Source organism: Tannerella sp. (genome assembly GCF_030528505.1).
Classification (GTDB): Bacteria; Bacteroidota; Bacteroidia; order Bacteroidales; family Tannerellaceae; genus Tannerella.
In genome coordinates, this window is sequence record NZ_JAUMYS010000009.1 from 41,886 (window position 1) to 54,486 (window position 12,601).

General features: G+C 54.6%; 10 protein-coding genes. All 10 read left to right on the top strand.

Features of this window, described 5'->3' with window-relative positions; genetic code table 11:
• Nucleotides 1-188: 188 nt before the first annotated feature.
• The 10 genes from Q4A89_RS02545 (at nt 189) to ilvC (ending at nt 12,437) form a co-directional block, all read left to right on the top strand.
• Nucleotides 189-1,679: a 2-isopropylmalate synthase gene (locus Q4A89_RS02545; RefSeq protein WP_303183537.1), complete on the top strand. Its 1,491-nt coding sequence runs from the start codon at nt 189-191 to the stop codon at nt 1,677-1,679.
• Nucleotides 1,680-1,738: 59 nt separating this feature from the next.
• Nucleotides 1,739-3,175, top strand: coding sequence for a 3-isopropylmalate dehydratase large subunit (gene leuC / locus Q4A89_RS02550; protein ID WP_303183523.1), 1,437 nt, complete (start codon nt 1,739-1,741; stop codon nt 3,173-3,175).
• A gap of 40 nt (nt 3,176-3,215) precedes the next feature.
• Nucleotides 3,216-3,623 carry a GxxExxY protein gene (locus tag Q4A89_RS02555; protein WP_303183524.1) on the top strand — a complete coding sequence of 136 codons (408 nt, stop codon included), beginning with the start codon at nt 3,216-3,218 and terminating at the stop codon, nt 3,621-3,623.
• Nucleotides 3,624-3,683: 60 nt separating this feature from the next.
• Nucleotides 3,684-4,277 (top strand): 3-isopropylmalate dehydratase small subunit, encoded by a 594-nt coding sequence (leuD, locus tag Q4A89_RS02560; RefSeq protein WP_303183526.1) that lies wholly within the window; start codon nt 3,684-3,686, stop codon nt 4,275-4,277.
• A gap of 165 nt (nt 4,278-4,442) precedes the next feature.
• Entirely contained in the window at nt 4,443-6,023 is a 1,581-nt protein-coding gene (locus Q4A89_RS02565) for an alpha-isopropylmalate synthase regulatory domain-containing protein (protein ID WP_303183527.1), read from the top strand.
• A 60-nt stretch (nt 6,024-6,083) separates the two neighbouring features.
• Nucleotides 6,084-7,157 carry a 3-isopropylmalate dehydrogenase gene (gene leuB / locus Q4A89_RS02570; RefSeq protein ID WP_303183528.1) on the top strand — a complete coding sequence of 358 codons (1,074 nt, stop codon included), beginning with the start codon at nt 6,084-6,086 and terminating at the stop codon, nt 7,155-7,157.
• On the top strand, nt 7,154-8,977 hold the full coding sequence (ilvD, locus tag Q4A89_RS02575) for a dihydroxy-acid dehydratase (RefSeq protein ID WP_303183530.1): 1,824 nt from the start codon (nt 7,154-7,156) through the stop codon (nt 8,975-8,977). Before leuB ends, ilvD begins: the two co-directional genes overlap by 4 nt.
• A 25-nt stretch (nt 8,978-9,002) precedes the next feature.
• The gene (gene ilvB / locus Q4A89_RS02580; protein ID WP_303183531.1) at nt 9,003-10,760 is read left to right on the top strand and encodes a biosynthetic-type acetolactate synthase large subunit; all 1,758 of its coding nucleotides are present in this window, start codon (nt 9,003-9,005) and stop codon (nt 10,758-10,760) included.
• A gap of 35 nt (nt 10,761-10,795) precedes the next feature.
• A complete protein-coding gene (ilvN, locus tag Q4A89_RS02585) occupies nt 10,796-11,374 on the top strand; it encodes an acetolactate synthase small subunit (protein WP_303183533.1) in 579 nt (192 codons plus the stop codon).
• 16 nt (nt 11,375-11,390) lie between these two features.
• Nucleotides 11,391-12,437 (top strand): ketol-acid reductoisomerase, encoded by a 1,047-nt coding sequence (gene ilvC / locus Q4A89_RS02590; RefSeq protein ID WP_303183534.1) that lies wholly within the window; start codon nt 11,391-11,393, stop codon nt 12,435-12,437.
• The last annotated feature ends 164 nt before the right edge of the window (nt 12,438-12,601 follow it).

Consider the following 12,601-nt stretch of genomic DNA (forward strand, 5'->3'; position numbering starts at 1 on the left):
TCGAACAACAATTATGTACAATAACATTATCGGTATTCTTATTATTTCTATTCAGCTTCTGGAAGGCTCCGGAGGGTGGGATTGGAATATCGGTAACTGAAAAAGATATAAGCAGCATAAAAAGATAGCCTTTCTCACCAGTGGTGGGAAAGGCTTTTTTTTAAAACAAAAATGAAGAATATTCTTTAATTATGGAACGGATTTATGTTTTCGACACTACCTTACGCGACGGCGAACAGGTGCCCGGATGTCAGTTGAACACGATAGAGAAAATCGAGGTGGCAAAAAAACTTGAGTTATTGGGTGTCGATGTGATCGAAGCGGGATTTCCCGTGTCGAGCCCGGGCGATTTTAACTCGATCGTTGAAATTTCGAAGGCAGTTACCTGGCCGGTCATCTGTGCGCTTACCCGCGCCGTGGAGAAAGACATCGAGGTGGCCGCCGAATCACTGAAATACGCCAAACGGAAGCGTATCCACACCGGCATCGGCACGTCGGACTCGCACATCAAGCACAAATTCAATTCCAACCGCGAGGAGATCGTCGAACGTGCAGTGAAAGCGGTGAAGTATGCCCGCCGTTTTGTGGACGACGTGGAGTTTTACGCCGAGGACGCCGGCCGTACCGACAACGAATACCTCGCGCGGGTGGTACAGGCGGTGGTGAACGCAGGGGCAACCGTGATCAACATCCCCGACACTACGGGCTACTGTTTCCCGCACCAGTACGGCGCCAAAATAAAGTACCTCGTCGATCACGTCGATTTGAAAGGGGCCATCCTCTCCACCCATTGCCATCAGGATCTGGGCATGGCTACCGCCAACACCCTTGCGGGGGTGCTCAACGGCGCGCGGCAGGTGGAAGTAACTGTGAACGGCATCGGCGAACGCGCCGGAAACACCTCGCTCGAAGAGGTGGTGATGGCACTCAAAAGCCATAAAGAGCTGGGATTCGAGACGAACATCAATACGACCAAGATTTATTCGACGAGCCGCCTTGTCTCGGCTCTGATGAACATGCCGGTACAGCCCAACAAGGCGATTGTGGGGCGGAACGCTTTCGCACACTCGTCGGGCATCCATCAGGACGGCGTGCTCAAAAATACGGATACCTACGAAATTATCGACCCCAAAGAGGTAGGCATCGACGACAACGCCATCGTCCTGACGGCAAGAAGCGGCCGGGCAGCGTTGAAAAACCGCCTGAGCCTGCTGGGCGTCAACCTCGATAACGGCAAACTTGACGACGTGTACCAGAAGTTCCTCGCGCTGGCCGACCGGAAAAAAGACATCAAAGACGAAGACGTGCTGGCGCTGGTCGGCAAAGAATCGAGAACGAGTCGCATCAAGATCGACTACCTGCAAGTTACTTGCGGCATAGGGCTGCGCCATGTGGCGAGCATCGGGTTGAACATCGCCGGCGAACACTTCGAGGCCTCTGCCACCGGGAACGGCCCGGTCGATGCGGCTATCAAAGCGGTTAAAAAGGTTATCAGCCGCGAAACGGTGATTCAGGAGTTCCTGATTCAGGCCATCAACCGCGGAAGCGACGACGTAGGAAAAGTGCACATGCAGGTAGCACACAATGGCATGCTGTACTACGGCTTTTCGGCCAATACCGACATCGTTTCGGCATCGGTCGAAGCCTTTATCGATGCGGTGAACAAGTTCGTGGAATAGCCCCCCGAAAAAGAATACGACAACAATAGTTTATTAAATAACAACGACAAAAACAGAAAATGACAAATCATACATCACAGGCAAACAGTTCGAAGCCCTCGACCGGACAGAAGGGGGCGACCTTGTTCGATAAAATATGGGACGCTCACGTCGTTACCACGGTACAAGAGGGGCCTACCCAACTCTACATAGACCGTCATCTGTGCCACGAGGTAACCAGTCCGCAAGCCTTTGCGGGGCTTCGTGCGCGCGGACTGAAAGTATTCCGTCCCGAACAGACGACCCTCACGGCCGATCACAACATCCCTACCGTGGGACAGGACCAACCCATTCGCGACGAGATTTCGCGTTTTCAGGTCGAGACGCTTGCCAAAAACGCACAGGATTTCGGACTAACCTATTACGGCCTGAACAATCCCAAAAACGGCATCGTTCACGTGGTAGGCCCCGAAAACGGCTACACTCAGCCGGGCATGACAATTGTCTGCGGCGACAGCCATACCTCTACGCACGGGGCTTTCGGCGCCATTGCTTTCGGCATCGGCACGAGCGAGGTGGAGATGGTGCTGGCCTCGCAATGCATCTTGCAGACACGACCGAAGACGATGCGTGTGAATTTCGAGGGTAAGCTGGGCAAGAACGTGGGAGCCAAAGATATGGCGCTCTATATGATTTCGCAGCTCACCACAGGCGGTGCGACCGGCTACTTCGTGGAATACGCCGGCGAGGCCGTTCGCAACCTCACCATGGAGGAGCGGATGACGCTTTGCAACCTGAGCATCGAGATGGGTGCCCGGGGCGGGCTGATCGCTCCCGACGAAACGACCTTCTCCTATTTGAAAGGGCGCGAGTTCGCTCCCAAGGGCGAGAAGTGGGAACAGGCGTTGGCCTATTGGAAAACGCTGAAAACCGATGCCGACGCGGTATTCGACAAAGAGGTCTCTTTCGACGTGTCGAACCTCCGCCCGATGATCACCTACGGAACCAACCCCGGCATGGGCATGCCTGTCGACGGCGCCATCCCGCAGATGGAGGAGATCGACGAGGCGGGAAAAATATCGTTCGCAAAGTCACTCGAATACATGGGTTTCGTTCCCGGCGAAAAGCTGGAAGGGAAAAGCATCGATTACGTGTTTCTGGGCAGTTGTACCAACGGCCGCATCGAAGATTTTCGAGTATTTGCACATTATGTGAAAGGGAAGCGCAAGGCCGATCACGTAACGGCGTGGCTCGTGCCCGGAAGCTGGCAGGTACGCAAACGGATCGAGGCCGAAGGGCTGGACCGGATCCTCGAAGAAGCCGGATTCGAACTTCGTCAGCCCGGCTGTTCAGCCTGTCTGGCGATGAACGACGACAAAGTGCCCGCCGGCAAATATGCGGTATCTACCTCGAACCGGAACTTCGAAGGACGTCAGGGCCCGGGAGCGCGTACCATTCTGGCCGGCCCGCTGGTAGCGGCCGCCGCGGCAGTTACAGGGAAAATAACCAACCCGTAAAAAGAACGCAAATTACGCGAATAACACAAATTTCCGCAACATGGTAACACAAGAGAACGCTCCTGCTTCGGTTCCTAAAGAACTCGTAAACATTATTATCACCCAATTCTATCGTGTTTACAACGACTTAGGATACGGCTTTCTTGAGAGAGTCTATAAGAATGCGATGTATTTTGCATTGACCGATTTAGGACTGAAATGCGAAGTGGAGAAAAACATAAAAGTGTACCACGACGGACGTGTGGTAGGAGATTATTTTGCCGATCTATTGGTTGAAGACTGCATCATACTCGAACTAAAAACGTGCGAGAACATTGATCCGGCACACGAAGCTCAATTAATCAATTATCTGAAGGCAACAGAAATAGAAGTTGGTTGTTTGCTGAATTTCGGCCGTAAAGCCACTTTTAAAAGGAAAGTATATTCAAATCAGAGAAAATTTTTATAATACAAAAAAGGACTTGCGTGAATTTGCGTTTTTTGTGCAATTTGCGTTCAAACAAGACTCATGGACAAATTTCAAACACTTACATCCACCTGTGTTCCGCTTCCCATCGAGAACGTGGACACAGACCAGATTATCCCGGCGCGCTTCCTGAAAGCGACCACGCGCGAAGGTTTCGGCAACAACCTGTTCGCCGACTGGCGTTACCACAAAGACGGTAGCCCGAAGTCCGACTTCGTACTCAACAATCCCACCTATTCCGGTCAGGTGCTGGTGGCGGGCAAGAACTTCGGAAGCGGCAGCAGCCGCGAACATGCCGCATGGGCTATTGCGGGTTACGGATTCAAGGTCGTCGTATCGAGTTTCTTCGCCGATATTTTCCGGAACAACGCGCTCAACAACGGCATTCTGCCGGTGGTAACGAGCGAAGGCTTCCTGAGCGAACTCTTCGCGTCGATCCACAACAACCCGAAAGCAACGGTTACGGTCAATCTAGAGGAGCAAACCATCCAGAACAACGAGACCGGCACGTCGGAATCGTTCGAGATCAACTCGTATAAAAAGGAGTGTCTGCTGAAAGGACTCGACGACATCGATTTCCTGTTAAGCAACCAATCGTTGACGGAAGAGTGGGAAAGGAAAGCTTATAAATTTTAAAACGATGGAAGGAGTTTGGAGTACACCGTTTTCTGTCGGTAAAGAGAACCGTAACAAAAAAACAGGGGTTGAGCCATCATGCCTCTCTTTTATCATGTCGGACAACCCGATAAATTATTGAAACATTCGCAATCCTGACGAATAAGCATAAAAACAATGACAACAATGAATCATTCACAACCTTTCGAATTCTCGTCGAGGAGAATCGAAATCATGGACACCACGCTGCGCGACGGCGAGCAGACCTCGGGCGTCTCGTTCGCGGCCGAAGAGAAAGTGAGCATCGTTCGTCTGCTCCTCGAAGAGCTCCGCGTCGACCGGGTAGAAATTGCCTCGGCGCGCGTCTCGGAGGGGGAATTCGCGTCGGTGCAAAAAATCGCCCAATGGGCAAAGAAAAACGGACAGCTCGACCGGATTGAAATTCTCGGGTTCGTAGACGGAAGTGCCTCTCTCGACTGGATCGCCACTGCCGGATGCAAGGTAGTGAACCTCCTCTGCAAAGGCTCTGAGAATCATTGCAGGCATCAACTCCGGAAGACCGTCAAGGAGCATCTGGCCGATATCACATCGGTCATTGCCGATGCCAAAAGCCGCGACATGACCGTAAACATCTACCTTGAAGACTGGTCGAACGGGATGCGCGACTCGCAAGCCTACGTCTTCGAAATGATGGACGAGCTCCGCCACCAGCCCATCGCCCGATATATGCTGCCCGACACCCTGGGCGTCTTAAATCCGTCGGAGACAAAAGAGTTCTGTGAAACGATGGTGAACCGCTATCTCGATCTGCACTTCGATTTTCATGCCCACAACGATTACGATCTGGCGGTGGCCAACGTTTTCGAAGCGGTGAAAGCCGGTGTGCACGGCGTGCATGTAACCGTGAACGGTTTGGGCGAACGCGCCGGAAATGCGCCGATTACCAGCGTAACGGCACTGATCCACGACCAGTTGAAACTCAAAACGAACATTGCCGAAGACAAACTCTACGGCGTGAGCAAAGTGGTGGAGAGCTATTCCGGCGTGCGCATTCCGAACAACAAACCGGTCATCGGCGACAACGTGTTCACGCAGGTTGCCGGCGTGCATGCCGACGGCGACAAAAAGAAAAACCTCTATTTCAACGATCTGGCGCCGGAGCGCTTCGGACGTTCGCGCGAATATGCGCTGGGAAAGAATTCGGGCAAGGCCAATATCCTCAAGAACCTTGAAGCCTTGGGCATCGAGGTGGACGACGACGCGGCGAAAAAAATAACCGCCCACATCATCGAATTGGGTGATAAGAAAGAACTGGTCAGCCCCGACGAGTTGCCCTACATCATCTCCGACATCCTGAAAAACGGAGTTGAGAATCAGAGCATCGAGATACTCAACTATTCGCTGATGCTTACCGAAGGGATGCGTCCTACGGCCACCGTGAAACTCTCCATCGGAGGGCAGGTCTACGAACAGTCGGCCGCGGGCGAAGGGCAATATCACGCGTTTTCAAAAGCCATGTACAAGATTTACAAGAAGCTCGACAAGCCGACGCCTGAGCTGCTCGATTATGTGGTAGTCATCCCTCCGGGCGGAAAGACGAATGCTTACGTGCAAACGATTATCACTTGGAAGTTCGACGGAAAAGTTTTCAAAACAAGAGGGCTGGACGTTGATCAGACGGCTGCGGCCATCAAAGCGACCATGAAGATGCTCAACATGATTGAGAAAGGCAATATCCCTGCCATCAACTATATGCTGTTGCCGTAGGGAGAAAAAACGGAAATAATAAGAAGTAAAAAAATCAGATATCAGCAATTCTATAACACAATGAAAATCAATATAGCAGTATTAGCCGGCGACGGCATAGGCCCCGAAATCATGGCGCAGGCGTTGCACGTAACGCAGGCCGTTTGCGACCTGTTCGGGCATCAATTATCGTATCGGGAGGCTCTTGCAGGCGCATGTGCCATCGATGCCGTGGGCGACCCCTATCCGCTAGAGACGCATGCGCTGTGCATGGAGTCCGACGCAGTGCTTTTCGGGGCGATCGGCCATCCCAAATTCGACAACGATCCCAACGCCAAGGTACGTCCCGAGCAGGGTTTGCTTCGCATGCGCAAGCAGTTGGGACTGTACGGAAACATCCGCCCCGTGATGACTTTCCCTTCGCTGGTGCACAAATCGCCGCTCCGCGCCGACCTCGTGTCCGGAGCCGATTTCGTATGCATCCGCGAGCTTACCGGCGGCATGTACTTCGGTCGTCCGCAGGGACGGAGCGAAGACGGCAATACGGCCTACGACACGTGCGTTTACACCCGCGAAGAGGTAGAACGCATCCTGCATCTGGCCTACAAATTTGCCGCCCAGCGGCGCAGGAAAGTAACCGTGGTGGATAAGGCGAACGTGATCGCTACGTCCCGCCTGTGGCGGCAAATCGCGCAAGAGATCGCCCCGCAGTACCCCGACATCGAAACCGATTACCTCTTCGTGGACAATGCCGCCATGCGCATCATCCAGTGGCCGAAGAGTTTCGACGTGCTCGTTACCGAAAACCTTTTCGGCGATATCCTCACCGATGAGGCCTCGGTCATCACCGGATCGCTCGGGCTGTTGCCTTCGGCTTCGATCGGACTGCACACGTCGCTCTTCGAACCGATTCACGGGTCGTATCCGCAGGCGGCAGGCAAGAACATCGCCAATCCGCTGGCCATGATTCTCTCGGCCGCGCTCATGTTCGAATACGGTTTCGACCGGATGGAGGAAGGCGCGGTGATCCGTCGCGCGGTAAACGCGTCCATCGGTGCGGGCATCGTAACCGAAGACATTGCCGACGGCGGAAAAGCCTACACCACAAGCGAGGTAGGCGAGTGGATAACCCGATACATCGCAGAAGAGGCATGAATAAACAACTGAACAGCGCCACCTCTACGCAGGGACGCCGCATGGCCGGCGCGCGCGCCTTGTGGCACGCCAACGGCATGACACGCGAACAGATGGGCAAGCCCATCATCGCGGTAGTCAACTCGTTTACGCAGTTCGTGCCCGGACACGTGCATCTGCACGAAGTCGGGCAGTGGGTAAAAACCGAAATCGAGCAACTGGGCTGTTTTGCGGCCGAATTCAATACGATAGCCATCGACGACGGCATTGCCATGGGGCACGACGGGATGCTTTACTCCCTTCCTTCGCGCGACCTGATTGCCGACTCGGTAGAGTATATGGTGAACGCCCACAAAGCCGACGCGATGGTCTGCATCAGCAACTGCGACAAAATCACCCCCGGCATGCTTATGGCTGCGATGCGGCTGAATATCCCGGCCATCTTCGTGTCGGGCGGACCGATGGAGGCCGGTAAGATCGGCGACGAACAGGTGGATCTGGTGGACGCGATGATCGAATCGGCCGATGTCTCCGTTTCCGACGAACGGGTGGCGGAACTCGAACGGTTGGCTTGTCCTACGTGTGGCTCCTGCTCGGGCATGTTCACCGCCAACTCCATGAACTGCCTGAACGAAGCCATCGGGCTGGCGTTGCCCGGCAACGGAACGATCGTCGCCACGCACGCCAACCGCAAGGCGTTGTTTGTGAAAGCCGCTCGCCAAATTGTGGAAAATGCCAACCGCTACTATTTCGACGGCGACGAGAGCGTGCTGCCCCGCAGCATCGCTACACGGCAGGCCTTCCTCAACGCCATGACGCTCGATATCGCCATGGGCGGCTCGACGAATACGATCCTGCACCTGCTGGCCATTGCGCAGGAGGCACAAATCGATTTCTCGATGGACGACATCGACATGCTGTCGCGCCGCGTGCCCTGCCTCTGCAAAGTAGCTCCCAACACGAAGAAATACCATATTCAGGACGTAAACCGCGCGGGTGGCATCCTCGGCATCATGAACGAACTGGCAAAAGGCGGATTGGTCGATACGTCCGTACATCGCGCCGACGGCACGACCCTGGCCGAAGCCATCAGGCGATACGACATTCGGAAGAATCATCCGTCGGAAGAGGCGCACGCAATCTATTCGTCGGCCCCCGGAAACCGCCGGAACCTGGTGATGGGGTCGCAACACGCACGGTTCGCGACGCTCGATACCGATCGCAGCAACGGCTGCATCCGCGACATGGCGCACGCCTACACCAAAGACGGCGGACTGGCAATCCTCAAAGGCAACATTGCCCGCAACGGTTGCGTGGTGAAAACCGCCGGTGTGGACGAGAGCATCTGGAGGTTCAGCGGAACGGCGCGGGTCTTTCATTCGCAGGAAGAGGCCTGCGAAGGCATCCTGAACGGTAAGGTGCAGGCGGGCGATGTGGTCGTGATCGTGTACGAAGGTCCGAAGGGCGGCCCGGGCATGCAGGAGATGCTCTATCCGACCTCCTACATCAAAGCCCGGCACCTCGGCAAAGCGTGCGCCCTGATTACCGACGGACGTTTCTCGGGCGGCACCTCCGGATTGTCCATTGGACATATCTCGCCGGAGGCGGCGGCCGGAGGCGCGATCGGACTCGTACGCGATGGCGACATCATCGACATAGATATCCCCCGTCGCATCATCGACGTGCGCTTGTCGGAAACCGAACTGGAAAAACGGCGCGCACAGGAAGATTTCCAGCCGAAGCGCAACAGAAGCGTCTCCAAAGCGCTGCAGATGTATGCGCATTTCGTAAGCTCGGCCGATCTGGGCGCCGTGAGAATCCTCAAACACGACAAAGCATAGTATAATCATCTGAAAACAAACAAATATGAGCAAAGCAAATCATTCGGAATCAATCATTCCATCCCCCCCGGCAGAGACGGAGGTTCTTTCGGGCAGCGAAGCGCTGATTCGCTCCCTGATTGCCGAAGGCGTCGAGGTGATGTTCGGATACCCGGGCGGAGCCATCATGCCCGTTTTCGACGCCTTGTACGACCATAAAAAAGAGATCAAACATATTCTGGTACGCCACGAGCAGGGCGCCGTACATGCGGCACAAGGCTATGCGCGCGTATCGCAGAAAACGGGCGTGGCGCTCGTTACATCGGGGCCGGGCGCTACGAACGCCATCACGGGCATTACCGATGCCATGATGGACAGCACCCCGCTGGTCGTCATTTCCGGACAAGTGGCGTCGGGACTGCTGGGTACCGATGCCTTTCAGGAGGCCGACGTGATTGGTGTCACGCTGCCCATCACGAAATGGAACTACCAGATACGGAGGGCGGAAGATATTCCGTGGGCGGTAGCGCGGGCCTTCTACATTGCGTCGAGCGGCCGGCCGGGGCCTGTGGTACTCGATATCGCCAAAGACGCACAGATCAACCGATGCCCTTTTTCGTATCGGAAGACCGACTTCCTCCGCAGCTATCAGCCGGTACCCTATCCCGAAGAAGAAAAGATACGGAAGGCGGCCGAACTGATTAATGCAGCCCAAAAACCTTTCGCCTTGGTGGGGCAGGGTGTCCTGCTCGGTCGTGCCGAGGAAGAGCTGCGCGCGTTTCTCGAAAAAGGCGGTATCCCGTTTGCGTCGACCATCCTCGGGCTGTCGGCCATGCCTTCCGGCCATCCGCTCAATTGCGGCATGCTGGGGATGCACGGGAACATCGCGCCCAATATGAAAACGAACGAGTGCGATGTGCTTATCGCCATCGGCATGCGTTTCGACGACCGCGTTACGGGCGATCTGAAAACGTACGCCAAGCAGGCGCAGGTGATTCATTTCGACATCGACCCGGCCGAGATGGACAAGAACGTTAAAACGACCGTCAAGGTATTGGGCGACGCCCGACAGACGCTTCCGATGGTAACGCAGCTGCTCGGAAAACAAACGCACGAGGCGTGGTTGTCGAGTTTCAAGCCGTATGCCGAAAAGGAATACGACTGCGTGATTCAGGAAGAATTGTTCCCCCGGAACGGAGGCGCCATAAAAATGGGCGAAGTCGTGAATAAGGTAACGGAAGCCACCCACAATAGCGCCATTTGTGTAACCGACGTGGGACAACATCAGATGATGGCGACCCGTTATTTCAAATATACGCGCTCGCGAAGCATGGTTACCTCAGGCGGACTGGGAACGATGGGTTTCGGACTTCCGGCGGGCATCGGCGCCAAGTACGGTGCGCCGGATCGGACGGTGTGCATCTTCGTGGGCGACGGCGGCTTCCAGATGACCATCGAAGAGCTGGGCGCCATCATGGAACACCACATCGACGTAAAGATTATTCTGCTCAACAACAACTTTCTGGGCATGGTGCGCCAATGGCAGGAGCTCTTTTTCGACGAGCGCTACTCCGAGACGCATCTCAAAAACCCTGATTTCATCAAGATAGCCGACGCCTACGGCATCAAAGGGCGGAAGGTTACGGAGCGCCAAGAGTTGGACGGCGCCATCGCCGAAATGCTCGCCCACAAGGGCGCCTATCTGCTCGAAGTCGTGGTGGAAACGAAAGGAATGGTCTATCCCATGGTACCGGCCGGCGGATGCGTAACGGATATTCTGATCGGAAACGGACATACAATATAAAACAATCGGTTCACAGCCTACAAACACAGAACAGTATGGAAGAAAAAAGATTATACACCATCACCATCTTCTCCGAAAATACGGTGGGAGTCCTCAACCAGATTACCTCCATCTTTACACGGCGGCAGATCAATATCGAGACGCTGTCGGTCTCGCCCTCGGCCATCAAAGGGATCCATAAGTTTACGATCACGGCCTACGCCTCGTGCGACGAATCGATGAAAAAGCTGGTACGCCAGATCGACAAACGGGTGGACATCCTGAAGTCGTACTACAACACCGACAGCGAACTGGTACATCAGGAGCTGGCGCTGTACAAACTGGCTACGGAAAAAGTCATGGAACACGGCTCGGTCGAATATTTCATCCGCAAATACAACATCCGCGTGCTGGAGATCTCGAAAGACTGCGTGGTGTTTCTCAAAGCGGGACATTATGCCGAGACCCAGGCGCTCTTCAACGAGCTGGCCGAAACGGTCGGCGTGTTGCAGTTTATTCGCTCCGGACGAATTGCGATCACCAAGTCGCCCGTCGAGCGACTGAGCGATATGTTGCTCAAACGCGAAAAAGAGCGGGAAAGAGATCAGGAAGAAAGAAACTATACACAGCAATAATTTAAAACGTAGAACAATGGCAAAAATGAATTTTGGCGGGGTAGAAGAAAACGTAGTCACCCGCAACGAATTTCCGCTGAGCAAGGCTCAGGATGTATTGAAGAACGAAACTATCGCCGTGATCGGTTACGGTGTGCAAGGGCCGGGACAGTCGCTCAACCTGCGCGACAACGGTTTCAACGTGATTGTAGGACAGCGCAAAGGCGGCAAAACGTGGGACAAAGCCGTGGCCGACGGGTGGGTACCCGGCGAAACGCTTTTCGAGATCGAAGAGGCGTGCGCACGCGCTACCATCGTTCAGTACCTGCTCTCCGACGCAGCCCAGATTGAAGTATGGCCGCGCATCAAGCCGCATCTGACGGCCGGCAAGGCGCTTTACTTCTCGCACGGCTTCGGCATCACCTACAAAGAACGCACCGGCATTATCCCGCCGGCCAATATCGACGTGATTCTTGTAGCTCCGAAAGGGTCGGGCACATCGCTCCGGCGCATGTTCCTCGAAGGGCGCGGCCTCAACTCCTCCTACGCCATCTTCCAGGATGCTACCGGCAAAGCGTATGAGCGCGTCATCGCACTCGGCATCGGCGTAGGATCGGGCTATCTTTTTGAAACCGACTTCAAGCGCGAAGTCTATTCCGACCTGACCGGCGAGCGCGGCACGCTGATGGGCGCCATTCAGGGGCTGCTGCTGGCACAATACGAGGTGCTGCGCGAAAACGGTCACACCCCTTCGGAAGCCTTTAACGAGACGGTCGAAGAACTGACCCAGTCGCTCATGCCCCTTTTTGCCGAAAAAGGAATGGACTGGATGTACGCCAACTGCTCCACCACCGCCCAGCGCGGCGCACTCGACTGGATGACCCCTTTCCACGACGCCACCAAGCCCGTCTTCGAAAAACTGTACAAGGAAGTAGCAAGCGGAAATGAAGCGCAGCGCTCCATCGACAGCAATTCACAACCCGATTATCGCGAAAAACTCGAAGCCGAGCTGAAAGCCCTCCGCGAAAGCGAGATGTGGCAAACGGGCACCGTCGTGCGTACCCTGCGCCCGGAGAATAATTGATTATCTCAGAAACTTTTTCGGTATGCAAAAAGGAGGTGTGTCATAATGCACGATACACTTCCTTTTTTGTTCATCGCTATACAAATCGGTTCATTATCTTTAAGCTGCAATATTTTGAAGATTTCTTTGATTTATGTGTTTCCAGCACTTAAATAAAGCGGCAG

Coding starts and splice junctions, on each gene's coding strand:
- leuC (WP_303183523.1), top strand. CDS start 1,739: ATGACAAATCATACATCACAGGCAAACAGTTCGAAGCCCTCGACCGGA.
- leuD (WP_303183526.1), top strand. CDS start 3,684: ATGGACAAATTTCAAACACTTACATCCACCTGTGTTCCGCTTCCCATC.
- Q4A89_RS02555 (WP_303183524.1), top strand. CDS start 3,216: ATGGTAACACAAGAGAACGCTCCTGCTTCGGTTCCTAAAGAACTCGTA.
- ilvD (WP_303183530.1), top strand. CDS start 7,154: ATGAATAAACAACTGAACAGCGCCACCTCTACGCAGGGACGCCGCATG.
- ilvN (WP_303183533.1), top strand. CDS start 10,796: ATGGAAGAAAAAAGATTATACACCATCACCATCTTCTCCGAAAATACG.
- leuB (WP_303183528.1), top strand. CDS start 6,084: ATGAAAATCAATATAGCAGTATTAGCCGGCGACGGCATAGGCCCCGAA.
- ilvB (WP_303183531.1), top strand. CDS start 9,003: ATGAGCAAAGCAAATCATTCGGAATCAATCATTCCATCCCCCCCGGCA.
- ilvC (WP_303183534.1), top strand. CDS start 11,391: ATGGCAAAAATGAATTTTGGCGGGGTAGAAGAAAACGTAGTCACCCGC.
- Q4A89_RS02565 (WP_303183527.1), top strand. CDS start 4,443: ATGAATCATTCACAACCTTTCGAATTCTCGTCGAGGAGAATCGAAATC.